This window comes from Bradyrhizobium sp. I1.14.4, from assembly GCF_050435825.1.
Classification (GTDB): domain Bacteria; phylum Pseudomonadota; class Alphaproteobacteria; order Rhizobiales; family Xanthobacteraceae; genus Bradyrhizobium.
Map to the genome: position 1 here is coordinate 203936 of NZ_JBNDLA010000008.1, position 26015 is coordinate 229950.

The 26015-nt window shown below is 64.5% G+C and carries 30 protein-coding genes and 1 tRNA gene; 7 read left to right on the forward strand and 24 right to left on the reverse strand.

What is annotated here, in order from left to right; all coding sequences use genetic code 11:
* Positions 1-133: 133 nt before the first annotated feature.
* From ABIB78_RS18745 to psrA, 5 genes are all read right to left on the reverse strand, one after another.
* Positions 134-1438: an MFS transporter gene (locus ABIB78_RS18745; protein WP_429027183.1), complete on the reverse strand. Its 1305-nt coding sequence runs from the start codon at positions 1436-1438 to the stop codon at positions 134-136.
* A 375-nt stretch (positions 1439-1813) separates the two neighbouring features.
* Entirely contained in the window at positions 1814-3130 is a 1317-nt protein-coding gene (locus tag ABIB78_RS18750; RefSeq protein ID WP_429027185.1) for an MFS transporter, read from the reverse strand.
* A gap of 96 nt (positions 3131-3226) precedes the next feature.
* Positions 3227-4675, reverse strand: coding sequence for a phosphonoacetaldehyde dehydrogenase (gene phnY / locus ABIB78_RS18755; protein WP_429027187.1), 1449 nt, complete (start codon positions 4673-4675; stop codon positions 3227-3229).
* A 24-nt stretch (positions 4676-4699) separates the two neighbouring features.
* Complete coding sequence (gene phnA, locus ABIB78_RS18760) at positions 4700-5947, reverse strand: phosphonoacetate hydrolase (RefSeq protein WP_429027413.1); 1248 nt, start codon at positions 5945-5947, stop codon at positions 4700-4702.
* Positions 5948-5972: 25 nt separating this feature from the next.
* Positions 5973-7103 (reverse strand): iron-containing alcohol dehydrogenase PsrA, encoded by a 1131-nt coding sequence (gene psrA, locus ABIB78_RS18765; protein WP_429027189.1) that lies wholly within the window; start codon positions 7101-7103, stop codon positions 5973-5975.
* An 80-nt stretch (positions 7104-7183) separates the two neighbouring features.
* On the opposite strand from psrA, the gene ABIB78_RS18770 reads away from it, so the two are divergent.
* Positions 7184-8092: a LysR substrate-binding domain-containing protein gene (locus tag ABIB78_RS18770; RefSeq protein ID WP_429027415.1), complete on the forward strand. Its 909-nt coding sequence runs from the start codon at positions 7184-7186 to the stop codon at positions 8090-8092.
* On the opposite strand, the gene ABIB78_RS18775 is transcribed toward ABIB78_RS18770, so the two are convergent.
* From ABIB78_RS18775 to ABIB78_RS18790, 4 genes are read right to left on the reverse strand one after another with little or no spacing between them, the layout of a single operon-like run.
* The gene (locus ABIB78_RS18775; protein WP_429027192.1) at positions 8061-9227 is read right to left on the reverse strand and encodes an MFS transporter; all 1167 of its coding nucleotides are present in this window, start codon (positions 9225-9227) and stop codon (positions 8061-8063) included. The genes ABIB78_RS18770 and ABIB78_RS18775 overlap by 32 nt on opposite strands.
* Complete coding sequence (arsC, locus tag ABIB78_RS18780; protein WP_429027193.1) at positions 9224-9646, reverse strand: arsenate reductase (glutaredoxin); 423 nt, start codon at positions 9644-9646, stop codon at positions 9224-9226. Before arsC ends, ABIB78_RS18775 begins: the two co-directional genes overlap by 4 nt.
* Positions 9643-10329, reverse strand: coding sequence for an aquaporin (locus ABIB78_RS18785; protein ID WP_429027195.1), 687 nt, complete (start codon positions 10327-10329; stop codon positions 9643-9645). Before ABIB78_RS18785 ends, arsC begins: the two co-directional genes overlap by 4 nt.
* Positions 10329-10688: an ArsR/SmtB family transcription factor gene (locus tag ABIB78_RS18790; RefSeq protein WP_429027197.1), complete on the reverse strand. Its 360-nt coding sequence runs from the start codon at positions 10686-10688 to the stop codon at positions 10329-10331. The genes ABIB78_RS18785 and ABIB78_RS18790 overlap by 1 nt, the downstream gene beginning before the upstream one ends.
* A 49-nt stretch (positions 10689-10737) precedes the next feature.
* On the opposite strand from ABIB78_RS18790, the gene ABIB78_RS18795 reads away from it, so the two are divergent.
* Complete coding sequence (locus ABIB78_RS18795; protein WP_429027200.1) at positions 10738-11265, forward strand: DUF6428 family protein; 528 nt, start codon at positions 10738-10740, stop codon at positions 11263-11265.
* 27 nt (positions 11266-11292) lie between these two features.
* Here ABIB78_RS18795 and ABIB78_RS18800 read toward each other — a convergent pair whose 3' ends face one another.
* From ABIB78_RS18800 to mgtE, 5 genes are all read right to left on the reverse strand, one after another.
* Complete coding sequence (locus tag ABIB78_RS18800) at positions 11293-11664, reverse strand: cupin domain-containing protein (RefSeq protein ID WP_429027202.1); 372 nt, start codon at positions 11662-11664, stop codon at positions 11293-11295.
* An 85-nt stretch (positions 11665-11749) separates the two neighbouring features.
* A complete protein-coding gene (locus ABIB78_RS18805; RefSeq protein WP_429027203.1) occupies positions 11750-12178 on the reverse strand; it encodes a DoxX family protein in 429 nt (142 codons plus the stop codon).
* 71 nt (positions 12179-12249) lie between these two features.
* Entirely contained in the window at positions 12250-12459 is a 210-nt protein-coding gene (locus tag ABIB78_RS18810) for a hypothetical protein (protein WP_429027205.1), read from the reverse strand.
* 840 nt (positions 12460-13299) lie between these two features.
* Positions 13300-13620 (reverse strand): helix-turn-helix domain-containing protein, encoded by a 321-nt coding sequence (locus ABIB78_RS18815; protein WP_429027208.1) that lies wholly within the window; start codon positions 13618-13620, stop codon positions 13300-13302.
* A 95-nt stretch (positions 13621-13715) separates the two neighbouring features.
* Positions 13716-15137, reverse strand: a complete 1422-nt coding sequence (gene mgtE / locus ABIB78_RS18820; protein ID WP_429027209.1) for a magnesium transporter — start codon at positions 15135-15137, stop codon at positions 13716-13718.
* 84 nt (positions 15138-15221) lie between these two features.
* Here mgtE and ABIB78_RS18825 point away from each other — a divergent pair, with 84 nt between their 5' ends.
* Both ABIB78_RS18825 and ABIB78_RS18830 read left to right on the forward strand, forming a co-directional pair.
* Positions 15222-16061, forward strand: coding sequence for a polysaccharide deacetylase family protein (locus tag ABIB78_RS18825; RefSeq protein ID WP_429027211.1), 840 nt, complete (start codon positions 15222-15224; stop codon positions 16059-16061).
* Positions 16062-16157: 96 nt separating this feature from the next.
* Entirely contained in the window at positions 16158-17528 is a 1371-nt protein-coding gene (locus ABIB78_RS18830) for a polysaccharide deacetylase family protein (RefSeq protein ID WP_429027213.1), read from the forward strand.
* Positions 17529-17536: 8 nt separating this feature from the next.
* Here the strand turns inward: ABIB78_RS18830 and ABIB78_RS18835 are convergent, their stop codons facing one another.
* The 3 genes from ABIB78_RS18835 to ABIB78_RS18845 form a co-directional block, all read right to left on the reverse strand.
* Positions 17537-17767 carry a hypothetical protein gene (locus ABIB78_RS18835; RefSeq protein WP_429027215.1) on the reverse strand — a complete coding sequence of 77 codons (231 nt, stop codon included), beginning with the start codon at positions 17765-17767 and terminating at the stop codon, positions 17537-17539.
* A 212-nt stretch (positions 17768-17979) separates the two neighbouring features.
* Positions 17980-18064, reverse strand: a tRNA-Leu gene (locus ABIB78_RS18840).
* Positions 18065-18155: 91 nt separating this feature from the next.
* Positions 18156-18401 (reverse strand): FliM/FliN family flagellar motor switch protein, encoded by a 246-nt coding sequence (locus ABIB78_RS18845; RefSeq protein WP_429027217.1) that lies wholly within the window; start codon positions 18399-18401, stop codon positions 18156-18158.
* Positions 18402-18462: 61 nt separating this feature from the next.
* Between ABIB78_RS18845 and lipB the strand changes: the two genes are divergently transcribed.
* Positions 18463-19191, forward strand: coding sequence for a lipoyl(octanoyl) transferase LipB (lipB, locus tag ABIB78_RS18850; RefSeq protein WP_429027219.1), 729 nt, complete (start codon positions 18463-18465; stop codon positions 19189-19191).
* A 3-nt stretch (positions 19192-19194) separates the two neighbouring features.
* Here lipB and ABIB78_RS18855 read toward each other — a convergent pair whose 3' ends face one another.
* Positions 19195-19620 carry a tautomerase family protein gene (locus ABIB78_RS18855; protein WP_429027221.1) on the reverse strand — a complete coding sequence of 142 codons (426 nt, stop codon included), beginning with the start codon at positions 19618-19620 and terminating at the stop codon, positions 19195-19197.
* Between the two features lie 115 nt (positions 19621-19735).
* On the opposite strand from ABIB78_RS18855, the gene ABIB78_RS18860 reads away from it, so the two are divergent.
* The gene (locus tag ABIB78_RS18860) at positions 19736-20593 is read left to right on the forward strand and encodes a LysR family transcriptional regulator (RefSeq protein WP_429027417.1); all 858 of its coding nucleotides are present in this window, start codon (positions 19736-19738) and stop codon (positions 20591-20593) included.
* A gap of 19 nt (positions 20594-20612) precedes the next feature.
* On the opposite strand, the gene ABIB78_RS18865 is transcribed toward ABIB78_RS18860, so the two are convergent.
* Genes ABIB78_RS18865 through ABIB78_RS18880 form a run of 4 tightly spaced genes read right to left on the reverse strand, consistent with a single transcriptional unit; the run spans position 20613 to position 23734 of the window.
* Positions 20613-21038: a hypothetical protein gene (locus tag ABIB78_RS18865; protein ID WP_429027223.1), complete on the reverse strand. Its 426-nt coding sequence runs from the start codon at positions 21036-21038 to the stop codon at positions 20613-20615.
* A gap of 10 nt (positions 21039-21048) precedes the next feature.
* Positions 21049-22488, reverse strand: coding sequence for a TIGR01777 family oxidoreductase (locus ABIB78_RS18870; protein WP_429027224.1), 1440 nt, complete (start codon positions 22486-22488; stop codon positions 21049-21051).
* Positions 22485-23150 carry a DUF4166 domain-containing protein gene (locus tag ABIB78_RS18875; RefSeq protein WP_429027226.1) on the reverse strand — a complete coding sequence of 222 codons (666 nt, stop codon included), beginning with the start codon at positions 23148-23150 and terminating at the stop codon, positions 22485-22487. The genes ABIB78_RS18870 and ABIB78_RS18875 overlap by 4 nt, the downstream gene beginning before the upstream one ends.
* Positions 23151-23176: 26 nt before the next feature.
* Positions 23177-23734 (reverse strand): GbsR/MarR family transcriptional regulator, encoded by a 558-nt coding sequence (locus ABIB78_RS18880; protein WP_429027228.1) that lies wholly within the window; start codon positions 23732-23734, stop codon positions 23177-23179.
* 245 nt (positions 23735-23979) lie between these two features.
* Here ABIB78_RS18880 and ABIB78_RS18885 point away from each other — a divergent pair, with 245 nt between their 5' ends.
* Positions 23980-24792 carry a class I SAM-dependent methyltransferase gene (locus ABIB78_RS18885; protein WP_429027230.1) on the forward strand — a complete coding sequence of 271 codons (813 nt, stop codon included), beginning with the start codon at positions 23980-23982 and terminating at the stop codon, positions 24790-24792.
* A gap of 9 nt (positions 24793-24801) precedes the next feature.
* On the opposite strand, the gene ABIB78_RS18890 is transcribed toward ABIB78_RS18885, so the two are convergent.
* Both ABIB78_RS18890 and ABIB78_RS18895 read right to left on the reverse strand, forming a co-directional pair.
* Positions 24802-25101, reverse strand: a complete 300-nt coding sequence (locus ABIB78_RS18890) for an acylphosphatase (protein WP_429027232.1) — start codon at positions 25099-25101, stop codon at positions 24802-24804.
* Positions 25098-25964, reverse strand: a complete 867-nt coding sequence (locus tag ABIB78_RS18895) for an isocitrate lyase/PEP mutase family protein (protein WP_429027233.1) — start codon at positions 25962-25964, stop codon at positions 25098-25100. Before ABIB78_RS18895 ends, ABIB78_RS18890 begins: the two co-directional genes overlap by 4 nt.
* Between the last annotated feature and the right edge of the window lie 51 nt (positions 25965-26015).

Here is a 26015-nt window from a genome sequence, read left to right on the forward strand (position 1 = left end):
CGAACCTTTGGCAGACTCGGCCGCATCCGTTCTAGAGCCTCTTCCGTTCCGATTGAATCGGAAGGGAGCTCTAGCTTCATGTTTTGACGCGTTTTGTTCACGCGAACCGGTATCCACTTCGCTCGACAACGCTCTAGACCGGGAGCTTGCGGCTGTAGTCGATCAGGGTCGAGCAGATCAACAGCGCAATGCCCGCGGCGGCGAAATACATCAGGGCCAGGAAGTAGGAGCCGGTGGCCTGCACGATGAAGCCGACGATCAACGGCGTCGTGACGCCGGCGATGTTGCCGCCGAGATTCATGCAGCCGCCGAGGAAGCCGGACTTGCCGCGGCCCGCCAGCGCCGAAGGTATGGCCCAGTACATACCGCACCAGCGTAGGAAGAACAGCGTCGTCGACAGCAGCACCACCACCGCGACCGCATTGGTGACGTAGGCGACGAGGAAGATCGAGACGGTCGCCATGATCGCCGCGATGCCGAACAAAGTGCGGAACACGGTGTTCGGCGCCCCGCCGCGCTCCCGCCAGCCATCGCCGATCCAGCCGCCGACCAGTTCGCCGACGAAGCCCGCGAAGAAGATGATGAAGGATGCGCCACCGAGTGCCTTGATGTCGAAGCCGTGCACCTTGAACAGGTAGGTCGGCATCCAGGTCAACAGCCCGTAGAAGGTGGTGTTGAAGAACATCCAGCCCAGGCACATGCACCAGACCGAGCGAAAGCGGAAATACGCCATCCAGCTTGCGCCCGAGGAAGGCGGCGTCGCCGCGTCCTCGATCGCATGCGCCTGCTCGAGATAGCGCATCTCGGCTTCGTTGACCGACGGATGCTCGCGCGGCGCGTTGCGGATGTAGTACCAGGCCCACAGCCCGCACAGCATGGTGCCGACGCCCGCGACCACAAAGGCGACGCGCCAGGAACTGAACGCCGCCATCAGCCACGCGATCACGATCGATCCGAGCGCGGCACCAAGCGGCGCACCGCCGTCCAGCAGCGTGGCGCCCCGGCTGCGCTCGGTCTGCGTCATCCAGATCGCGTTGAGCTTGCCGCCGGCCGGATAGATCGGCGCTTCCGACGCGCCGAGCCCGAGCCGGGTCAGGAGCAGCAGCATCCAGCTGGTGGACAGCGCCGCCAGCGCCTGGAAGAAGCCCCAGAACAGCGTTGCGAGCGCGATCACGATGCGCGGCTTGAAGCGGTCGGCGAGCATGCCGCCCGGCACCTGCATCAGCGCGTAGGTCCAGAAGAACGAGCTCAGGATCAGGCCCTGCATCGCCGGATCGATATCGAACTCCTTGGCGATGACAGGCATCGCGACCGACAGCGAGGCGCGATCGATATAGTTGATCGAGATCAGGAACAGCATCAGCAGGAAGATCTTCCAGCGCATGCCGGTCGGCTTCGCCGTATCTGCCATTGCGATGGTGGACACCTGATCGCTCATTGCTCGCTCCTCTGCCGGCAGATTGTTTTTGCCCGTGGCGCGACCCTCGTCATCGAAGGTCATTGGCCCTCTCCTGCCCGTGCGAAATCTGCTTCAAGGAGGCGGACGGGACAAGCACATTTTGCATTCTGCATGCAACTTTCTATATAATATTGATATTGCTAGATATTATTTCGAACAAGCCTTGTTATTGGTCAGCCCGTGGTGAAGAATTGGGCGTCAGCTCACCTGCCCGCGCGAGTGATTTCAGGGAATTGGCCCGCCGTTCCGGGTGCAGCGACCGCGCGCAACGGCGTTCTGCTCATTCCAAAAAGAGTAGGTCCGCGCTTCCCGTGGAGCGCGGACCTGTTGTGAGCCGCCGATGCGGACTTTTCGTCAGCGGCGGATGAAGGCCGCCACTACCGCACTGGAGGTGGCGCAGACCGCGACGACCAGGAACACCAGCGACGTCTGGTTATGCTTGTCCATGAAGTGGCCAATGATGGGCTCGCCGAGACCTGCGAACAGATAGGCGAAGGAGTTCATCACCCCGGTTGCGGTCCCTGCCCGCTTGTGGCCGACCAGATCCGGGCACAGCGCCCAGAACGAGGATTGCGGGCCATAGGTGAAGAAGCCGCACAGGAATAGCACCGTCATCCCGAGATAGACCTCGGAAGTCGGGATCGCATACATGCACAGCGCGGTGACCGCGGCGAGCACCATATAAAGCACAATGGCGAGGTAGCGGCGCGAGCCGAACACCTTGTCCGAGACCCAGCCGTTGCTGAAGGCCCCCACCGCCATGCCGACCGGCAGCGCGATGCTGATCCAGCGCGGATCGATCGCCGAGGTCGCACCGGCCTTGGCCCAGTTGCTGCCGAGGAAATGCACGGGCACCCACACCAGGAGTCCGTAGCGCGCCGCGTTCTGGAAGCCGATCGAGACGCCGGCGACCAGCAGGCGCCAGTTCGACAGCACCGCCTTGTAGCGCGCGAGCGAGCCCTCATCGGCCTCGACCGCGGCCTCGGTTGCCGTGACGTCATCGGCCTCGTCATGCGGCGAGGCAAAGCCCATGTCTTCGGGCTTCTCGCGCGCGATCAAATAGAACGCGATGCCGCCGAGCAGCAGCAGCACCACCGGGATGCGGAAGATCCAGCGCCAGTCGAGCTGGAAGTAGCCGACCACCACCAGCGAGGTGACGAACGACAGCACCGAGGCAAGACCGGCCGCGAACGTGTAGAGCCCGTAGACCGTGCCGCGCTCGTGCCGGCCCCACCAGTTCGACAGCAGGCGGCTGCCCGGTGCCCATCCCATCGACTGGAAGTAGCCGTTAATGCCCCAGAACACGGTGAGGCTGACGATGCCGGTCGAGAGGCTGGTGGCCCAGTTCATCATGAAGGAGAGGATCGCGCCCGCGCTCATCACGCGGCGACCGCCGAACTTGTCGCCGAGATTGCCGTTAATGACCTGCCCGACCGCGTAGCACCACAACAGCGCCGCGCTGGCCCAGCCCAGCGCCTCCTTGGTGACGCCGAACTCGGCCTGGATGCCGGGAATGGCGAAGCCGAAGGTTTGCCGTCCGGTGTAGAAGAACAGATAGCAGAACATCGCCGCGAACAGCATCCGCCACTGCGCGCGCCGGAACGATGTCGCAAGCTCCGGGTTTTGTATCCCGACCGAGCCCACGCTCGCCGGACTGAATGTGACCGACATTGAAACCTCCCCTGTTGCCAACTTTGAATTTTCGCGTTCCGGCCGCACAGTCTTCTTGTTGTCATCGCGCGGGCTTCGCTTCTCCTCGGCTGCAGGCTATGCAGGCCAGGGCAGCGAGTAGGTCTTGACGTTGGTGAAGCTCTTGATCGCCTCCTGCACGCCTTCCTTGTAGCCAAGGCCGGAGTCCTTGATTCCGCCGAACGGCGACATCTCGATCCGGTAGCCCGGCACTTCCCAGACATTGACGGTGCCGACGTCGAGCTCGTTGACGAACCGCGTGATGTAGTCGAGCCGGTTGGTGCAGACGCCGGACGACAGACCGAACGCGGTCGAATTCGAAATCCGGATCACGCTGTCGATGTCGTTGGGGACGCGGATGATCGGGATCACCGGACCGAAGGTCTCCTGCATCACCAGCTCGCTGGTGTAGGGAATCCGGTCGACCACCGTCGGCGGATACAGCGCGCCCTTGCGGTCATTGCCGTGCAGCAGCTCGGCGCCGTCGACGACGGCCGCGTTGACGCGGCGCTCGAATTCCCTGGCCGCACCCTCATGGATCACGGTGCCGACATCGACCGTCGGATCCGTCGGGTCGCCGCACTTCAGGGTGCGTGCCTTCTTCAGAACGAGGGCTACGAAATCGTCGGCGACCGCCTCCACGCAGAGGATGCGCTTGACGGCGGTACAGCGCTGGCCTGAATTCTTGGTCGCGCCGGTGACCGCAAGCTCCGCCGCCTTGTCGAGGTCGGCGTCTTCCATCACGATCAGCGGATCGTTGCCGCCGAGCTCGAGCACCACGCGCTTATAGCCCGCCTTGGCAGCGATGTGCTTGCCGACCCTGACCGAGCCGGTGAAGGTCACGAGATCGGCGTCGGGGTCTGATATCATCGCATCGCCCATCGAATGCGGATTGCCCGTCACCACCGACAGCATCTCCGGCGGCAGCCCGGCCTCGTACAGCACGTCGGCGAGCGCAAGCGCGGTCAGCGGCGTCAGCTCGGTCGGCTTCAGCACCACGCGGTTGTTGGTCGCGATCGCCGGCGCGATCTTGTGGCTCACCATGTTGAGTGGATGGTTGAACGGCGTGATCGCCGAGATCGCGCCGAGCAGCGGCGTCCGCGTCGTGAAGATCTTGCGCGCCTTGCCTTGCGGGCTGATGTCGCAGGAGAAGGTCTCGCCATCATCCTTGATCGTGAGCTGGCCGGCAAAGGAGTAGACGTCGTAGGCGCGGCCGGCCTCGTAGAGCGAATCCTTCCAGCACAGGCCGGATTCCGCGGTGATCAGCCGCGCGAATTCCTCCTTGCGGCCCGCCAAGATCTCGGCGGTGCGGAGCAGGATGCGCTGGCGCTCGTAGCGCGTCAGCTTCGGCTTGAACGCCGCCGCCCTGGCGAACGCGCTGCGCACATGCTCCGGGCGCGCCGCCGGCACCGTGCCCACCACCTTGTTGGTGTAGGGATTGAAAACCTCGACGTGCTCGTCGGTGTCGACGAGGCTGCCTGCGATGCGCATCTGCTCGTGGCGAACGGCGGGGGTCTGGACGTTCATGGCAATGTCCTCAAGTCCAAGGAATCACTGGATCCGGTTGAGCGCGACGTCGAAGGCGTCGAAGTTGCGCAAGGTGTGACCCGCCGGCAGCGCGATCTTGCGGTTGGCGATCAGCGGCACCCGCTCCTCGGTCAGCCCGCCATGCGAGCGCAGCGGCTCGGTCAGGCCCGACAGATCGTGACGGGCTTCGCTGGTGCCGAGCACCTTGTGCCTGGTGGAGATCACGACGATGTCGCCGATCCGGTCCGGCGGCAGCTCGAACCTGGCGCAGGCGTCCTTGCGCGTCAGCGCGACCTCGATACCGCCGGTGTCCCGCAGCCGCATCAGGAGCGTATCGACGTTGGCGCCCTCGGGCGTATAGATCGTCGCGAACGAACCAAGCGCGCCATGATGGGCGACATACGGATCGGTGATCGGCAGGATCACGCGCGCGGCGCCCGTACCCGTCCAATCGTCCATGACGTCCTGGAGGTAGATCACGTCGGGCTTGCCGTCGGGCAAGAACTTGTCGTTCATGCCGTGGTCGGCGGTCGCCACGATGGTGCAGCCGAGCGCGTCGAGCTGGGCAAGATAGCCATCGATCATCGCATAGAAGTCGTTGGCGACCTTGGTGCCGAGCCCGACCTTGTGCTGGACGTAGTCGGTGGTCGACAGGTACATCAGGTCCGGACGGTGCCGCTCGACCAGCTTGACGCCGGCCGCAAACACGAAGCGCGACAGGTCGGCCGAATAGACTTCGGGCAGCGGCAGGCCGACGAAGTCGAGCACATTGTCGATGCCGTTATTGGCCTTGGTGGCCTGGTTGGCTTTCTCCGACGAGAAGGCGATGGCGCGGCCGCTCGCATAATCGAGCCCATAGGCCAGCAATGTGCGCAGCTTGTCCTTGGCGGTGACGGCCGCGACCTTGTAGCCGGCGTCGTGGACACCGGCCAGGATGGTCGGCGCGCGCAGGAATTTCGGATCGTTCATCATGACTTCGGCGTTGCTCGCCGTATCATAGAAGTAGTTGCCGGCAATGCCGTGCACCGCGGGCGGCCGTCCGGTGATGATCGAGAGGTTGTTCGGATTGGTGAAGCTCGGGATCACGCTGGCAGCATGCACATGCGCGCCCTCCTTCATGAAGCGCGCGAAGGTCGGCGCCACGCCGGCCTCGATCGCCTGTTCGATGTAGCCTGGCTCCGAACCGTCCAGGCAGATCACGACCGTCGGCCGCGTCGGCGCATCGTAGCGGCGCCCGTTGACGGTGATGGTTTTGCGATTGTCTTGCATGATGTCTCTCCTTGTCACTGCGCCGTCGTCACGCGCTGACCGCGCTCGGCATCCGCAGCGTCTGCGCTGCCTCGATCAGCCGCTCCTTCGATCCCAGAAAGTTGCGGCCACGCTCGCCCTGCAGTGAGTCCGCGATCAGCGCGTGCCATTCCGCGCGCTCGATCCTGTAGGCGGCCGGATTGCAGGAGATGCCGAGCCGCGCCATGAAGTCTTCGAGATCGTCGGCCGCCCGCGCCAGATCGCCACCGAAGATCTGCTTGAGGCTGTCCTCGCAGAGCCCGCCTGCTCCCCGTACGCTCCGCAGCACCATCGGCAGCGAGAACGAGCAGGCAATGCCGTGCTGCACGCCGTGCCGCAGCGTGATCGGATAGGACAGTGAATGCGCGATCGCGGTCTTGGTGTTGGAGAACGCCAGACCCGCGAACAGCGCCGCCTGCGCCATGCGGCTGCGCAGCTCGAGATTGCCGAGATCGCTCGCGAGCTTCGGCAGCACGTCGAGAACACCGCGCGCGGCTGATACCGCGTGGTTGGCCGACACCGGGTTGTTGTTGACGTTCCAGATGCTCTCCAGCGCATGCGACAGCGCGTCGAGCCCGGTGCTGATGGTCAGAAGCTGCGGCTTGCCGAGCATCAGGCGCGGATCGATCACCGCATGGGTCGGATAGAGCGATGGGCGCGCCAGCGAATATTTCTTGCCTTTGGCCTCGTCCCACACCGTGCCCCAGCACGTCACCTCACTGCCGGTGCCTGCGGTGGTCGGCACCGCGATGATCGGGGTAGCCGAAAGGCGATCGGCTCCCTGCTGCGTTTCCAGATAGGTCATGACGGTCGCGAAGTCGCCGCCGGCAGCGGCGAACACCTTTGCGGAATCGATCACCGAGCCGCCACCGAGCGCGACGATCACCTCGGGCTGCCTGGCGAGCCCGCCAAAACGCGCGGTCTGCTCGGTGAGCAGCCGGTAATCCGGATTGGGTGCGACGTCGCGGATGGTCAGAACGGAAGGCCCCGCCGCATCGCTCAGCCGCCGCTCGAGCTCGGCGAAGAACGGCTCGCCATAGGTCACGAGCGCATAGGCGCGCTTGCCGATCAGCGCCGGCAGCTTATCGAAGCTGTCGGCTCCGAATTCGATCCTTACCGGGTTGGAAAAAGTCCAGGCCATCAACGCGTCCTCCATTTGGCGCTAAGGTACGGCGCCGGCTGCTATTGACAAATTCATTCTACGGATGCGTTCTATTGATTATGTCAATAGTGTTCAGCCAGCTTCGCGCCTTCCATGCGGTCGCCGCCCATGGCGGCTTCACCGCGGCCTCGCGCGTGCTCAATGTCGGGCAGCCGACGCTGACCATCCAGGTCAAGGAGTTGGAGGAGAACTACGGCGTCGAGCTCCTGATCCGGAAGCCGCGGCACACCGAGTTGACCGAAGCCGGCGCCGCGCTGTTCGAGATCACGCGCGGCATCATGACGTTCTGCGAGGAGGCGCACGAACTATTGGCCGCGCATGGCAAGGCCACCAAAGGCCATCTACGGGTCGCGACAGTCGGCCCGTTTCACGCCACCGAGATCATTGCCGCCTTCAAGCGCGATCATCCGGCGGTGCAGATCTCGACCTTGCTCGGCAATTCCGAGCGCACCTTCCGCCACATCATCGATTTCGAAGCCGACGTAGCAATCCTGGCAGAGGTTCCGGAAGATCCGCGCGTCACCATGATCCCCTACCGCACGCACCGCGTGATCGTGTTCGTCAACAGGGATCATCCCTGGTTCAAGCGGAAGTCGGTCAGGCTGCGGGAACTGGCCGCCCAGCCCTTCGTGCTGCGCGAGCGCGGCTCGACCACGCGGCGCGCGTTCGAAGCGACGATGCAGGCGGAAGGCATCAGGATCGAGCCGGTGTTCGAGATCGAGAGCCGCGAGGGCGTGTGGAAAGCGGTCGAACGCGGGCTCGGCATCAGCGTGGTCGCCGACTTCGAATTCGTGCCGCACCCCAATCTGCGCACGCTCGAGATCAGCGATTGCACCATCAGGACCCACTACAGCATCGCCCACCATAGCGGGCGCGGCCACTCCCCGATCATCAAGGCGTTCATCGATACGGTTCGGCGCATGAAGAGGACCGGTGCTACCGCACGGGGCTCTCCGGTTCGGTCTTGAGTGCGAACAACGCCAAAAGCGCGGCCAGACTGAGAGCCGATGTGACCGCGAGCGTATAGCCGCCGAGCGGTGAGATCAGGAATCCGAATACCAGGGGCGCGATGGCTTGAGACAGTCGCGACGGCGCGCCGAGCAGCCCCAACCGGTAGCCGTAATCCTTTGGACCGAAGATCGCCAGCGGCAGCGTGCCGCGCGCGATCGTCAGGATCCCGTTTCCGGCACCATGCAACAGCGCGAACACTCCCGCGAAGCCCCCGCCAAACAGACCGATGACGCAGGCTCCCAAGGGGTGCGTGATGCAGGCCAATCGCGCTGACCAGAGCGGATGGAAGCGCTTCAGCAAGCTCGCTTCGACAATCCGTGCCGCCACCTGTGCCGGGCCGATCAGTGCGCCCGCCGCGATCGCCTGCGTTTGCGTCGCGCCGAGTGACTCCAGAATTCGGGGCAGATGAACCGCCATCGCCGACGTGACGCTCCAGGCGGCCGCGAAGGCAAAGGCGAGCAGCACCATCGCGCGGTCGATGGGAATATGTGGCTTCGGCGCGTCGGCTGTGATCCGATGCTCGCTCTTCAGCCTGGGAAACAGGACGCCATTGAGCGGCAAGCAGATCAGAATGTGTGCGGCCGCCCAGCCGAAGCAGGTCCAGCGCCAGCCGATGGTTGCGAGTCCCCACGCGCTGAGCGGCCAGCCGATGGTGCTGGCAAACCCCGCGATCAAGGTAATTCCGGTGATTGAGCGCCGGGCGGCGTCGCCGTAAATGCGCCCGAGCGCTGCGAAGGCTGCGTCATACAGACCCAGGCCCATGCCAACGCCGAGCAATAGCCAGCTCACGGCCATCAGAACGCCACCCTGCGAAAGCCCGAGCAGAATCAGCCCGGACGCCAGAATGACGTTGGAAGCGCAGAGCACTTCGCGCCCACCCATGCGATCGATCTGGCGGCCGACGCGCGGACCGAGCAGTCCGGAAATCACGAGCGCCATCGAGAACGCGGCGAACAGCCAGTTCGTCGAGATGCCGAGGTCGCGCGCAATCGGATCCGCGAGAATGGCGGGCAGATAGTAACTCGAGGCCCAGGCAAGAGTTTGCGTGGTTCCGAGGGTGACGATCAGGACGTTATCTGCGCGGCGGCTCATCCGGCGCGCGCACCAGGCGTCCTGACCGAAATCACCTCTCCGTCTTCCTTGACGAATTGGCCGATGTCAGCGGCGAGAAGGTCAAGCACGGCCTCGGACGGCCGGCACAACTTCACGCCCTTCGGCGAGACCACGATCGGCCGATTGATCAGGATCGGATGCGCCATCATGAAGTCGATCAGCTCGTCGTCGCTCCATTTCGGATTGGCGAGATCAAGCGCGGCATAGGGCGTGCCCTTCTCGCGGAGCAGCGCGCGCGGCGCCATGCCCATGGCGGCGATCAGCGCGATCAGCGTGTCGCGCGATGGAGGGGTCTTGAGATATTCGACGATCTCGGGCTCCTCCCCGCTTTGGCGGATCATGGCCAGGGTGTTGCGCGACGTCCCGCAATCGGGATTGTGATAGATCGTGATCGTCATCGGACTGCTTCCTTGGTGGTTTCGGCGCCCCGCAGCAGCCAGCTCATGAATGCCAGCGCGACCACGGCTCCCAAAACTTCGGCAACGATGAATCCCGGCAGATCCTGCGCGCGGATTCCGGAGAACGTATCGGTGAACGATCGGGCGATGGCAACGGCCGGATTGGCGAAAGACGTGGATGCGGTGAACCAGTACGCGGCCGTGATGTAAAGCCCGACCAGCCATGGAATTGCCGCCTCACGAAACCGGAGGCCACCGATGATCGTTGCGACCAGTCCGAACGCGGCGACGAATTCGGCGAGCCATTGCGGAAATCCCGTCCTTGCCTTCGCAGAGAACTCCAAGAGCGGCAGGCCGAACATGGCGTGCGCGACCATTGCGCCGAGGATACCCCCGAGCACCTGCGCCGCGATATACTGCGCGGCATGCGGCGGGCGGAGTTCGCCCTTGAGCGTGAAGACCAGCGTGACCGCCGGATTGAAGTGCGCGCCGGATATGGGTCCCAAGATCGTGATCAGGACCACCAGGATGGCGCCGGTCGGAAGGGTATTGCCGAGCAGCGCCAACGCCACGTCCTTGGTCAAGGTCTCGGCCATGATGCCGGAGCCGACGACCGTCGCGACCAGCAGCAAGGTACCGAAGCCCTCGGCCACAAGGCGTCGCGGCAGGTCGAAGCCGCGCATCAGACACGCGCCTTCTTCTTGGCGGTGGACGGCCCGCACCGGGCATCGGCAAGCGCAGGCGCGCAGATTTCCGGGTGGCCCGCGCAGCAATCCTTCATCAGGAAGGCAATCAGATCGCTCAAGCCGGCGAAATCCGCCGAGTAGATGATCGAACGTGCCTCGCGCCGCGGAACGATCATGCCCGCATGCTCAAGGTCCTTCAGATGAAAGGACACGTTGGATGGCGATACTTCGACCGCCTCTGCAATCGCCCCTGCCGCCATGCCATCGGGACCGGCCTGTACCAGCAACCGCACGATCCGCAGCCGCGTTTCCTGCGACAGCGCGGCGAAGGCGGTTCGGGCTTGACGCTCCTCCATCTTTCGATAATCCTACAATTCAATAATCATTGAAATGAGGATAGCAGCCGTGAACACGCTTGCCAATACCCGTTCGATCGTCGGCGCCCTGCCGCCGGTGGAAGAGCTTTCGTCCGCAGCGCTCCTTGCCAGCCTCGAGGCACACAAGGAGAAGCCGCTGATCTTCAGTTACGACGGCCGGGATGTCCGCCCCAGCTACCACGTGACCGAGGTCAAAACCGGCTCATTCAGAGGGCTCGATTGCGGCGCGAATCCCGACAGCTGGAGCGAGACCTTCATTCAGCTCTGGGACATCGAGGAGGAAAATCGGGGACACATGCCGGCCGGAAAGTTCCTTGCGATCATCCGCAAGGTCGACGAGGCCGTCGGCTTCGATCCGCAAGCCAAGCTGACCTTTGAAGTCAGCGATGGCGTCCGGCCGATGCAAATCTATCGTGCGGAACGCATGGATGCGGGCGACGCCGCGATCCGCGTCTATCTCTCGGCGCGTCCATCGAGCTGCAAGCCCCGCGACCGATGGCTGCAGGAGCAGCAATCCTGCTGCGCTCCGAAAGCCAAGCAGCCGTGCTGCGGTTGATTGATGCTCGAGCGCTTCCCGGTCTGTCTACTGAACGATTTCGGTCAAGGGCTTGCCCTTGTCGACCACGAAGACGTTGATCAGCTTCAGCGTCTTGTCGCCGCCGATCTTGAAGCCCGCGTGCGGCACGCCACGCTGGTTGATCACGCCGGCGCCGGTGGGAAGTTCGGTTTGTGATCCATCCGGCAAGAGCAAGGTCGCTCCCTGGATGACGTACACGATTTCCTCGCCTTGATGCGTGTGGCGCGGGAGACTTTCACCCGGCGGGACCTCAAGATAGACCTCAATGGCTTCCATGTTGGTCCCAGCCACGTCAGCACGCTTCAATTCCTTGCGGACGATTTGAGCGTGAGCAGTGGCGGCGGAAGCGAGCAACATCAGTGTGGCAATACGCAGCATGGGCAATGTCCTCCCCCTGAAAATGTGACCGTATCGCGGGCCCGCGCGTCGGTCACACGCGCGCGCCAGTCCGGTGACGAAACCATCAGGCTGTCGTTGGTTGAAGCCGACGCTCCCAAGGCAGCTTGGGGACCCTTACCGCAAACGCTCCGTCGCCCAGCAGCGCTTGAACAGCCAGCATGATCGCCCACACCAACGGCATCTCCCAGCCCGCATCCGTGAACCAATAGCCCTTTCGAAGCATCCAGAAGTGGGTTGCGCCAAGCATCATGGGGATCGTGTAGATACTGACCCAACGCGTATAGATACCCAGCAGCAGAAGAAGAGCCGATCCGAATTCGGCGCTCAAGGCATAGGCGAGAACCCATTCGGGATAGCCGAGCTTGGAAAGGCCATTCCACCACAGGCTGATCGGTTTGAGCACGCATTTGCCGTAGAGATGGGCGATGAATAGTCCGGCAATCGTAACGCGCAGCAGAAAGGCAGCATAAGGAGCAGTTCTCTGATCAATCATGAGCACCTCCCAAATTAATGTCTGTCACTCGCCGAAACGATGACCAGCCGGCCTAACGCCCCGGTCGCAAGCTATGCGTCCTCGTCGAAACGAGCCAATGCTGCCTCGATGAGTTCGATCTCCTCGCGGAGAGTGCCATTCACGACCGACGGCGTGAAACCAGGGACGCTGTGCGTTCGAACGCCGTCCAACAGGCGTTGGCGGTGGTCTCTGAGCTGTTCCAGCGCTTGACGATTCTTCAGCGACACGTAGCCGGCAATAATCTGCTCGATGGCCTTCATGGGAAATCCACGCTTCAAAACAAGAACGTACTGCAATCCTTCGATTAAAACGGCTAAACTGCCTTCCTGGCAAGTCCCATGACGCCGTGCCGCGAGCGCTGGCGCTGCTCCCCGCAAGACCACGCCCCGCGCTCCACGGATAGCGGCGAAGGCCTCGTCGTCCCATTGCGGCCGGCTTGCACCGGAATTTGCCAATCACTGAGTTGCCCGACGGCACAAGACCCCTTCGCAAAAATATTTCGCTTTATCAGAAGTTAAACTCAGTGTATGGTCGCCCCGTCTCACCCGATCGAGGGGCGCTTCGCGGTCGTCACGAACGCGGCGTGAGATGCGGTGGACGCCGATTGCGCAACTGACGAGTGCGCATGAAGCGGACGGTGAAGTCGTGTGGTCCCGACGCCCTAGTGGCAGGTGTCTCCCGCGAGATGCGAAGCATCTTCGCGAGACGGTGACAAACAAGCCAAGTCTCGCCGGGGAGAGCACGAAGTAAGCCGTAAGCCATCGCGCAGGGAAAGCCGGATTGCTCCGGTTACACCTGTGGTCCTACCCCCGAGCTTTCTACCTTTTGCTCGGGGCCCATGGGTGCGATCGGCACCCGGCTTTCCCTGCGCCCTCTGCTCAAGAGAGGGCGAAACGAACAGCAAAGCTCGGGCAATTCATGTCGCGAGAATGCGAATTTGCGTCCCAACCTACACCTGTCATGGCCCGGCTCGACCGGGCGACCCAGTACGCCGCGGCTTCTCAGTTCAAGCACTGCTGTCTCTGGAATACTGGATCAACCGCATGCAGGGTGATGACACCGAGGGTGGAGCAACTGCCGATGTCGCGCCTTGCAGCAGCTCAAGCCGCCGTCGGCTCACTCGACAGCGCGGCGAACACCGTCTCCGGCGAATGGGCAATCACGGCGAGCAGCGCGCGGGCAGGTCCGCGCGGGGCGCGCTTGCCCTGCTCCCAGTTGCGGATGGTCTCCACGGGCACGCCGAGCTTGGCGGCGAATTCGAGCTGGGTGAGCCGGGCCCGGCGGCGCAGGTCGCGTACGGCGGGTTGCGCGGCCGGTGGCGGCATCGCCGTCTCGGCCGGGTGCGCGGGCACCAGCGGGATTTCCTGCCCGTCGCGCAATTCGACGATCCGTCCGTCCGCCTTGAGCCGCAACCGCAGCATGATGGCCCCCCGTGATGGCCTCCTTGGAGATAGGAGCATCATCCGCCAACCCCGTTAAGGCGCGATTAACGATAAACGTGCCCGCGGGCGTCGGCCTAATTCAGGCCGAACCACAGCGTGGCGATGCCGAGAAACGAGAAGAAGCCGACCACATCGGTGACGGTCGTGACGAAGGTGCCGGAGGCGACCGCGGGATCGGCCCGCACCCGTTCCAGCACCATCGGAATCAGGATGCCGCCGAGCGCGCCGGCGACCAGGTTGCAGATGATGGCAAGCCCGATCACGATGCCGAGGCCGGGGATCTTGAACCAGGCCACCGCGGCGATGCCGGTGATGACGGCAAAGGCGAGGCCGTTGACGAGCCCGACCATGGTCTCGCGCAGCACCACGCGCATCGCGTTGAACGCACCGAGCTCGCGGGTGGCGAGCGCGCGTACCGCGACCGTCATGGTCTGGGTCGCGGCATTGCCGCCCTGGCTCGCCACGATCGGCGCCAGCACCGCGAGCGCCACCATCTTTTCGAGCTGGCCCTCGAACAGGCCGAGCACCGACGAGGCCAGGAACGCGGTGGCGAGATTGACCAGGAGCCAGTTGAAGCGGCCGCGGGCGATGGTCCAGACCGTGTCGGACAGTTCTTCGTCGCTGGTGACGCCGCCGAGTGCCTTGAGGTCCTCGTCGGCCTCCTCCTCGATCACGTCGACGACGTCGTCGATGGTGATTACGCCGACCAGCCGGTCGGTGGTGTCGACCACGGGAGCCGCGACCAGATTGTACTTGCCGAACATCCGCGCGACCTCTTCCTGGTCCTCCAGCGCGGAGACCCGGCGGCGGTCTTCGTCGATCAGGTCCTTGATCGGCACTGGACGGCGCGCGCGCAACAGCACGTCCAGCGGAACGGCGCCCAGCCAGTGCCTGTCGGCATCGACCACATAGATCTCGTAGAAACGCTCCGGCAGATCTGGCGTGTCGCGCATGTAGTCGATCGCCTGGCCGACATTCCAATCCGGCGGCACCGCGATGAACTCGGTCTGCATCCGCCGGCCAGCGGAGTTCTCCGGGTACAGCAGGCTGCGCTCGATCTCGGCGCGCTCGGCGGCCGGCAGTTTCTCCAAGATCTCTTCCTGGTCCGCCTCGTCGAGGCCTTGCAGCAGCTCGACGGCATCGTCGGATTCGAGCTCGCGGACGCCCTCCGCGACCGTCTCCGGTTCGAGTTCCTCGAGGATCTCCTCGCGGACGCTTTCGTCGACCTCGTTCAGCGCCGCGAAGTCGAAATCCGTGGCCGTGATCTCGACCAGGGTGACGCGGTCGTCCGGTTCCAGCGCCGCGATCAGGTCGCCGAGATCCGCCTCGTGCAGTTCCGCGACCACCTCGCACAACAGCGGCCGGTCGGCGGCGTGGATGGCCCGGGTGATCTCCGCGACGAATTCGGGGCGAAGCTGGCCCTCCTCGTCCCGCATCGGCATCTGGGCGAGCCGGTCAGTCCCGGCCGGTTCGGCAACGTCGATATTCTCGGCCATGCCGTGTTTCGCCGGTTTGACAGGAGGGGAAAATCTGGTCTGATTGATGCGGAACGGATTACCTAATCGGTGGGGCCCAGTGCAATGAGAAAGATGTCGAGCGGACCGCGACCGATCCTGAACGTTGTCGCGGCGCTGATCGCGCTCGCACCTTGCGCGCTGATCTCGATCGCGCCGCTTGCGCTGATCGGCTCGGCGCACGCCGCCGAGTGCTCGCGCAAGGACGCGCTCGGCACCGCACGTGTGCTCGAGGTCGATCCTGCGACCTATCCGCGCGTCGGGCTGAAGAGCTTTCCGCAGACCCTGCCGCTCCGGGACGGCGAGGTGGTGCTGACCTTCGACGACGGGCCGTCGCCAGGCTTGACCGACAAGGTGCTGACGGCGCTGGCAGCCGAATGCGTGCAGGCCACCTTCTTCATGGTCGGCCGCAACGCGGCCGATCATCCCGATATGGTCCGCAAGGTCGCGCGGCTCGGCCACAGCATCGGCTATCACACCTGGGACCATCCGCATCTCAACAGGCTGCCTACGGATCAGGCCGAGGCCAACATCAATCACGGGATCGAGGCGGTCCAGAAGGCCTTGCGCGGGACCGCGAGCACGATCCCGAGCACGCCGTTCTTCCGGTTCCCCTACTTTGAGTCGACGCCCAGCCTGCTGGACCACCTGGAAAAGCGCGGTATCGCGGTGTTCGGCGCCGATTTCTGGGCCAGCGATTGGAACAAGATGACCCCCGAGGAGGAACTTAAGTTGCTCACCGGGCGGCTCGAAGGCCATCGCAAAGGAATTATCCTGCTGCATGACCCGCAAATGCGGACCGCCGAGATGCTGCCGGCCTTTTTAAGGTATCTGCATGAGCATAATTATCACGTCGTCCACATCGTCCCGCCGACGATGAAAACCGTGTCGGACCGGACACATTGAACCCGGGACCAGAGCTGGATTACAGACCGTTAAGGCGACATTCATGGGGCCGTACCTAAGGATTCGTCAGTGCGTTTGGAGTGCGGCCGAGATTCGATGATTGCAAACGTCCTGGTGATGATCCGGAAGCGGTCGCGGACCGTGATCGGCGCGGCGCTGCTGGGCTGCGGCTTGATGATGCCGCATGCGACCCTCGCCGCCGACTGCCCTAACCCCAACGCACTCGGCACCTCGCGGACCCTGGTGGTCGATCCCAGGGAGCATCCGCGGATCGGCACCATGCAGTATCCGGAGACGTTGCCGCTCGCCGATCACGAGGTGGTACTGACCTTCGACGACGGACCGCTGCCGAAATACAGCAACCAGGTGCTGGCGATCCTCGCCAGCCAGTGCGTCAAGGCGACCTTCTTCACCATCGGCGCCCAGGCCAAGGCCAATCCGGAGGGCGTCCGCAAGCTGATCGCGGCCGGACACACCGTCGGCACGCACAGCCAGAACCATCCGCTGACGATGAACAAGATGCCGCTCGAGAGGGTGCGGCAGGAGGTCGACGACGGCATCGCCTCGACGCTCGCCGCGCTCAACGGCGATAAGAGCAAGCTGGCGCCGTTCTTCCGGATTCCCGGCCTGATGCGCGCCGAGATTCCCGAAGCCTATCTGGCGTCACAGGGCATCCAGGTCTGGAGCGCCGACTTCCCGGCCGACGACTGGCGCCACGTCTCGCCGCAGCGAGTCTACGATCTCGCGATCCAGCGCATCGAGGCCAAGCACAAGGGCATCCTGCTGCTGCACGATATTCAGCCGCGTACCGTCGCGGCGCTGCCGCGAATTCTCAACACGCTGAAGGAGCGCGGCTATCGCATCGTTCATGTGGTCCCTGCAACGGCGGACCGCCCGGCGACACCGACCCAGCCGCAGCAATGGTTCATGCATCCGCCGACCGAGACGGTGGCGATCACGCGCTGGCCCAAAATTCCGAACTTCGTCTTCACCGCGACGCGGACGCTGCCGGCTCCGATGCTTGCCGACATGGATTGGCGCGATGCCGACATTCTCGATCACGCGCAGCGCGCGCGTGTCGCTGCGTCCGTCCGCACGCTGTGGCCGCAGCCGCAACTGACCCAGCTCGCATCGGTCTCGACATTGCCGATACCGGCGGCTGACGTGTTTCGCATTCCCGAAGCGCTGGACCTGACCCTGCTCGCGGCCCGATCGGCGGCCAGTCGGCGCCTCGCACAGCGCGCGATTGGTTCAGGCGTCGGCGCACCGCGCGCGCAGGCGTTCTCCGCGCGCCAGGCCGGGCACCCGAAGCAGGCCGCGCATCAGCCGCCCGCTGCGGCTCACGGCCGAGGCCACGGCGCCCCCTTGCATGTCGCACCGCCGGCCGCGAACAACGCGTCGGTCCACGTCGCCAAGCGCACCCCGCGCGCCGAGGCCTCGGCGGCCAGCAAGCGCGTGCCTGACTAGAGCGCGGTCTAGCTGGCCACGATCTTGGCGACGCAGAGCAGGATCACCAGCGCCAGGAAGAAGATGTCGACATAGGATTTGATCTCGCCGGCATGCCTGAGCTCGGTGACATCGGCGACGATCTGCTTGCGCGAGGCTGCCGCATTGGGCCCCTCGCCGGCCGCAGCGGCCAACCGCCGTGTCTCGCCCTCAAGGCGCTCGACCCGCTGGAAGAAGTAGAACGAGCGCAGGCCGGACAAGGCATGCATCGTCGCATAGACCAGGATCAGGATCGCGACCGTCGCGCGCTGCTCGTATTGAATCTACCCGACCGGTGTTACAGGACCGCATCGACCGGCACCTCCACGTCAGCAGTCGGCTCTTGTCGGGACCAGCCACAGGACGGGGCCGACACGGCCGGCGAACGGCCATCCTTCGAAAAGTTCAGCGATTTCAAGGATCAGCTGAGGTGTGGTGCGCTCGGAGGGACTCGAACCCCCACGGTGTTACCCACTGCCACCTCAAGGCAGCGCGTCTACCAATTCCGCCACGAGCGCTGGGATGCCGGTTGGAACCCTGAGGCGCCGCCGCATCGACGGGGCGATGTAACAAATCATGGATGCAGGGACAAGGCGATTAATGCGCGAATTAACTGCGAACGCCGGGAGATTTCGGCAGCATTTGCTTGACCTCGACCGCGATTCGGTTGCGGTCGACCAGGACCACGCCGCTGGCCACCGGCAGGTTGTTGGCGAGGATCTTGACCTCGTCGGCCTCGGTAGTATCCAGTTCGATGATGGCGCCACGGGATAGCCGCATGACCTGGTGAATCGGCATGGTGGTGGTGCCGAGGACCACCATGAGATCAACGCTGACTTTATCGAGGGTGGGCACTTCTGAACCGCCGAACGGGAACTAAATTGTGGGGTTCACCTGACCACGTTAGGGTTAGCTAATGGTTAACGACCGCCAAAGCCTCGATTTGACGACCTTTGCGCGCCCTTCGGGCGGCGGCGCGGTCGAATGGCGGATTTCGGAACGCCCGGTGCCCTACCCCGATTCTCTCGCCGCGATGGACGCTCGGGTGGCGGAGATTGCGACTGGCTTGGCGCCCGAACTGGTGTGGCTGCTGGAGCACCCGCCGCTCTATACCTCCGGCACCAGCGGCAGGGCCGACGACCTGCTCGATCCGCGCTTCCCGACCTTCCAGAGCGGCCGCGGCGGCCAGGTCACCTATCACGGCCCGGGCCAGCGCGTTGCCTATGTGATGCTCGACCTCAAGCGGCGCCGGCCGGATGTGCGCGCCTATGTCGCCTCGCTGGAAGAATGGATCATCCGCACCCTCGCCGCCTTCAACGTCCGCGGCGAGCGCCGCGAGGACCGCGTCGGGGTCTGGGTGCGGCGCCCCGACAAGGGACCCGGCTTCGAGGACAAGATCGCCGCGATCGGCGTGCGGTTGCGCCGCTGGGTCTCGTTCCACGGCATCGCGATCAATGTCGAGCCCGACCTGTCGCACTTCCAGGCCATCGTGCCCTGCGGCGTGATCGATCCGCGCTACGGCGTCACCTCGCTGGTCGATCTCGGCTTGCCTGTCACGATGGCCGATGTCGACATCGCGCTCCGGCAGACATTTTCGGAGGTGTTCGGCGACTTCGCGGCGCGCCTGCCGGAAGCGACCGCGTAGGACTTACGCCGCCTTCTGCGGTGCGACCTCGAGCTTTCCGGCGATGTAGCGACGCTCCTGGGTCAGCCCGCCGAAGCCGTAGGCGTCGCCTTTCACCTCATCGACATGGGCGTAGCTCTCGGTATGGAGCGGCCCGAGCAACTCGCCCATCCGCTTGAACAAGGCCGCGAGATAGGCCGCCTTCTCGTCCTTGGTGTTGGTGCCTTCGGTGACGTGGATGTCGAGCCAGTAGCTCGCGAGCCCCTGCTCGGCGAGCGATTTGCCGCCCGCGAACCAGTAGGCCGCGTCCGTCGACTTCACGATAACAGCGGTGACCTTGGGGTCCTTGTGCAGAATCCTTGCGGTCAACTCCGACACGGCGGCGGCGATGTCGGACTTCAGCGACGACGTCTCGCGCGAAGTCGCGTAGGTGATGGTGATGAGCGGCATGATCGGTCTCCTTGAATTCGGTTGGCGCGGGTCAATCGCGCCTCCCCTAGCTAGACCTTTCGTCACCATCTTGGTATCTTATCTTTATGGATAGCAATGATAACATCTGTTGATCATGATGACGACGCTCGATATCGATACCGTGCAGGCCTTCCTCCTGGTCGCCGAGCTGCAGGGCTTCACCCGCGCCGCCGAAGCACTCGGCACCACGCAGGCGGCGATCAGCATGAAATTGCAGCGGCTCGAAACCGTGCTCGGCAAGCGGCTGGTCGAGCGCTCGCCGCGCGCGGTGCGGCTCACCGCTGACGGCGCGGCCTTCCTGCACCACGCCCGCGCGCTGATCGAGGTGCATGACCGTGCGCTGTCCGGCGAGAAACCGGCGCGGCAGCAGCTCACGCTCGGGATCAGCGATCACGCCGCAGGCCCCGAGCTGGTGCCGCTGCTGGAGCGGCTGCAGGCAATGGCCTCGCAGCTTGCACTCTCCGTGTCCATCGGGTTCTCGCGCGCGATGCTCGATGCCTACGACGCAGGCGAGCTTGACGCCGTGATCGTGCGCCAGGAAGGCAGCCGGCGCGGCGGCGAGAAACTGGCTGAGGACGAATTCGGCTGGTTCGCCGCGAAGCGCTTCGTCTGGCCGCGCGGCTATGCACTGCCGCTTGCAACGCTCGCTCCGCCCTGCGGCGTGCGCGCCCTCGCCGTGCGGGCGCTCGACAAGGCCGGCATCGCCTGGACCGAAAGCTTCGTCGGCGGCGGCGTCACTGCAGTGGCGGCAGCCGCGCTCGCAGGGCTCGCCGTGGCTCCGCTCGTCCGCCGCATCGCGCCGCCGGGCCTGATCGATGTCGGTCCCGCCCACAAGCTGCCGCGACTAGGTGCGTCAAAGGTGATGCTGCATTCGAAGGTCAGCGATTCCGCCAAGCTCGCGGCATTGCGGACGCTGGCTGCGACGTTCCGCAGCGTGGCCTCTGCAGCATAGTATGAGCATGCCGTGCCGTTCACATGAAGTCCTCGCGGCCCGCCAATTCGCGCATGACGAACCAGTAGGTCAGGCCCGCGATAAATCCTGCCGCGACGAATAGGAAAACCAGACCGGATGTCCAGACAGTCGGCGAGCGTATCAGCACGCTGATGCTCAACGCGCCGATCGTGGCGCCAGCGCAGGCGAAGAAGCCAGCAGCGCGGATCTGAAATTCCTCAGTGAGCCAGACGACGATCGCGGCGGGAATTGCGGTGAGCAGACAGGTGATGACGAAGACCGCAGCCGACGGAAGCAGCAGCACGACGATGCCGCATAGCAGCCGCGCGACATCGCCGTGCGAAGTCACCATCAGAAAGGTCTGACCGACGGCGGAGATCACCGCAGTTGCGGCGCCACAGCCCGCAAGCCAACCTCCGAATGCACGCGAACAAGTGCTGGACATCCTGGCCTCCTCACAAGATCGCCTCGAACGCGCTGCGCAGCGTCTCGTGGCGGAACACAAAACCGTTGCTCAGCGCCTTGTTCGGCAGCACGCGCTGGCCGCCGAGCAACAGCTCGTTGGCGAAGTCGCCGCCGACGGCGCGGAGCAGCGCGGCAGGCACGCGGAAGATCGCCGGCCGGTGCAGACGGCGCCCCAGCTCCTCGGTGAACTTGGTATTGGTGACCGGGATCGGCGCGGTCGCGTTGATCGGACCGGACAGTACGGGCTTGGCGATCACATGCGCGATCAGGCGCACCAGATCGTCGCGCTCGATCCACGACATCCACTGCTTGCCGGAGCCGAGCGGTCCGCCGAGACCGAACTCGAACGGCGTCAGCATCCGCGTGATGAAGCCGCCATCGGTGCCGACCACGAGACCGATCCGCAAATATGCCACGCGCACGCCGTGATCGGCGGCCGGCTTTGCCGCATTCTCCCAGGCCTCACACAGTTCATGACTGAAGCAGGCGTGGGATTTCGCCGATTCCGTCAGCACCTGATCCTGCCAGAGCCCATACCAGCCGATCGCGGAGCCGCTCACCAACACCGCCGGTTTGCGCTCGAGCCGCGCGATCAGCCTGACGACATCGGCGGTCATGTCGATACGCGAGGCGATGATGCTGCGGCGCTTGGCTTCGGTCCACAGACCATTGCCGATCGGCTCGCCCGCGAGATTGACGATGGCGTCGATCCGAGAGTCGGCGGGCAACTGGTCGAGGCTCGTGATCAGCGTCACCGGCGGCGGCAGCATCTCGGCTTTCGCCGGATTGCGGATCAGCGCAATCGCCTGATGGCCGGACGCGGCGAGGCTTGCGACCAAGCGGCTGCCGATGAAACCGGTCGCGCCGGTGACCAGCACGGTCTGCCGGGCCGGCAAACTCCGGACCAGGGTTACGACCGGCGCGGCTGCCATCCGTCCCAGACGTCTGGCCGCGGCAAAGTCGCGCGCACCGAACAGCGCGGCACCGAACGCCGCCGCCGTCGCAAACAGACTTAAGGCACCCGCATGCACGGCCGGCGCGACGGCGGTCGGCAGCATTGCCCAACTGGCCAGGACCGGCACCAGCAGGACGAGGATGGCGCCATAGTTGATCGCCAGCAGCGTATGATTGATCCGCTCGCTTGGCGGCAGCTTTCGGCTCAGATCCTCCTCGACGAAATCCATCAGCGTGATGACGACCTCGACGACCAGCACGGCCATGATAGCGCTCGCCAGAATGCCGTGCACCTCCAGCCAGCCGAGCACGAGGAACAGCAGCGCATAGAGCATGTTCCGCACGCTGTGCAGCTGAAGCTCATGGCGCTGCGAGGGACGCCAGGCCAGCCGCTCGGTGAATTCGTGGTGATAGAAGGTGTCGAAGGCGCCCATCGCGATCTGGATGGCGACCAGGGTCCAAAGCAGCGGCGTCATGATGATGCCTCCCTGAAGACGGCAGACTGACGGATCAGCCGGCCGAAGCGCGGGTGGATGATCTCAAGTGTGAAGCGGAAGTCACCGCAGCCGAGATCGGAATGGGTGACTGTCAGATCGCCGGGCGTGAGCCATTCGGGCAGCGGCAGGCGAAACGGGCCGAACTGCAGCGAATAGCCGACGCTACGAAACACCAGCGCCTCCTGCTCGACAGCGATCCGCAGCGCCATGCTGACGCCGAAGCCGACGTATTCCTCGAGCCCGGTCGGCCCGGCGAAACGCTTTGCCGAGTGAATTACCTGCGGAAAGCCGTCGCGGCGCGCGCAGATGCGGGTCCATATCTGGCCGCCGCTTGCGGCATCCTCGGTGACGGTGACGACCATCGGCACGCGCGTCTCGGTGCCGGTCGGGAGCGGTCCGCCGATCAACCGCGCGGCTTGCGCCAGCCACCACCCGACGCGGCTGCTCGAGGCCTCCTCGACCTCGCCGACATAGACAACGGTGTTGCCGTCCTCGAACCGCTTCGAGAAGCGCCGCCAGATCGCAACCGGCAGTCGGCCCCAATCCTCGTCCGACAGCAATGCGCGGAAGCGGTGATCGTCGAGCAGTTTTGTATCGGAAGCCGGCGCCTTCTTTAAGGTGGATATCCTTGCTGACGCCATCGCACACTCCCGTTACGCCGCCGCCCCTATTTGGCTCTGCCTGTGGGCAGGAAACTCACGATCTTCTCGCCGAGCTTGACCAGCGCGACCAGCCGCGGCCGCGGGACGTTGAGCATCTGCATGTACCAGCGGTCGACCAGCTCGGTGAATGTCAGCATCTCCTTCAGCCGCTTGCTGGCGAGCGGACTGATGGCGGGATCGCCGGCCGCGTCGGAGACGCAGGCGCGCAGTGCTGCAAGCGCGGGATCGATCTCGCGCTCCTTGCGTCCCGCCGCGATCCTGGCGGCGACCTCCCAGATGTCGGTCTCGGCCTCGAAGTGGTCGCGGCGATCGCCGAGGATCGGCACCCGCCGGATCAATCCCCAGGACAGCAATTCCTTGATCGAGTTGGAGACGTTGGAGCGCGCCATGCCGAGCGTATCGGCGATGTCCTCCGCCGTCATCGGCGCTTCGGCGAGATAGAGCAGCCCGTGGATCTGGCTGACCGAGCGGTTGACGCCCCATTCGTCGCCCATGTCGCCCCAATGCAGGATGAAGCGCTCGACGACGGCGGGAAGTTTCTTCTTGGCGGTTATTTCTGTCATAACAGAAATATCAGACCGTACGGAGTGAAAGTCAAGAGCCGCCGGAAGAGCCGCTTTTGGGGCGCGCGCAAGGCCGGCCCACCCTGTGAGTGTGACAAGAGTGTGAGTTCAAACGAGTCGCAGGCGGCAGCCTTTTTCCTTGTGACAACCGAACCTTCGTCCAGGCTGATCGGACAGAAAACTCTAGGGCGACGATCCGAAATGTGGGACGCCTACCCGGTCTATTGTCGTGAGGAGGATCAGCGATGACAGCGTCCGACAAGGAGTTCGTCGGGTCCATTCCGGAGCTTTACGACCGGCTCCTCGTGCCGATCATCTTTGAACCCTACGCACGCGATCTGGCGCAACGCGCCAAGGCCCTTCGCCCACGCGATCTGCTTGAAACAGCCGCAGGCACCGGCGTCGTCACCCGAGCGCTGTCGTCAGCACTCGGCCGCGACACAAGGATCGTAGCGACCGATCTGAACGAACCGATGCTCGAACGGGCGAAGTCGCAGATGCCGGGCGGAACCGATATTGCCTGGCGGCAGGCGGACGCACTCAACCTGCCGTTCGACAATGCGAGCTTCGATGTCGTCGCCTGCCAATTCGGCGCGATGTTCTTCCCCGACAAACCCAAGGGTTATTCGGAGGCTCGCCGTGTCCTGAAGCCCGGCGGCCGTTTGCTGTTCAACATGTGGGGTCGCATCGAAGACAACGAGTTTGCCGACGTCGTGACCCAGGCATTGGCGGAGGTCTTTCCAGACGATCCGCCGCGTTTCCTGGCGCGCACGCCCTACGGCCATCACGCCGCCGACCCGATCCGGGCCGATCTTGCAGCCGCTGGCTTCAGCAAGATCGAGATCGACGACGTGCGGCTGCAAAGCCGCGCGAATGCGGCTCGTGATCCGGCGATCGGCTTTTGTCAGGGTTCACCGCTGCGCGGCGAGATCGAGGCGCGCGGCGGTATCGGTCTCGACGCGGCGACCGAGCACGCGGCAACGGCTCTCGCTCGCCGTTTCGGCGACGGCGCGATCGAAGGCCGGATTCAAGCGTTGGTGATCTCGGCGGCCGCGTAGCACCGCGCCTCAGACCGTCGGCAGGACCGAGAACCGCTCCCCAGCCCGGCGCCGGTTCAAAAGATCGGAACTGCCTGAGACGACGTGCACGCCATCGACGCTCGCCGAGAACGGACCGCGGCCGCACGCCGTGATGATCTCGGCGACAACATCATCGGGGCCGGCGAACACCGCCTCGACGCTGCCGTCGCGGCGGTTGCGGACCCAACCTTCGAGGCCACGTGCGTGCGCCTGGTCGTCGACCCAGGCGCGATAGCCGACGCCCTGTACGCGACCGCTGATGGTGACGTGGCGGATCACGCCGCTCACCGCTTCAGGCCGAGAAATTCGCCGCTACGCGCCTTGGTCTCCGCCTCGCGCATCACGCGGCCGGTCAGTTCGGACGAAGCGATGCCCTTGAGGTTCTTCGGTGAGGTGCCTTCGCGCAGCGCCTTCAGCGTCTCGTAGACGGCTTGGGTTGCGGCCGCGAACGGCGCGTGGCCCTGCAGCGCGATCCTGACGCGCTGGCTGGCGAGATAATCCAGCGCGGTCATCTCCTCCGGCGCGCCGCCGAGCACGATCGGCAGCGTCGTCGCAGCCGAGAGCGCCTCGAGCTCGCCGCGCGACTTGATGCCGGTGAAGAACAGTCCATCGACGCCGACCGCCTCATAGGCCTTGGCGCGTGTGATCGCGTCATCGAGATTGGTGATCGAGACGGCCCCGGTCCGGCCCAGGATGACGAGCGACGGATCGCTGCGGCCGTCAAGCGCGCCCTTGATCTTGCCGACGCCTTCCTCGAGCGAGATCAGCTGCGTCTTTGCCTGGCCGAACGCTTGCGGCAGCAACGTGTCCTCAATGGTGAGGCCAGCGGTGCCGGCGGTTTCCAGCTCCTGCACGGTGCGGCGGACATTGAGCGCATTGCCGTAGCCATGGTCGGCATCGACGAGCACCGGCAGCGTGGATGCGCGCGACATCCGGCGCACCTGCTCGGCCAGTTCAGTCAACGTGATCAGCGCAATATCGGGATCGCCGAGCACAGCGAGCGAGGCCACCGAGCCGCCGAACATGCCGAGCTCGAAACCGAGATCCTCCGCAATCCGGATCGAGGTCGCATCATAGACCGAGCCCGGGCGAATGCAGGTTGATCCGTTGAGAATCGATCGCAGGGCTTCACGACGTTGACGAAAGGCCATAACAAGGCTCCTCATTCGCCATTGCGACGGCGATAGCGACGAAGCAATCCG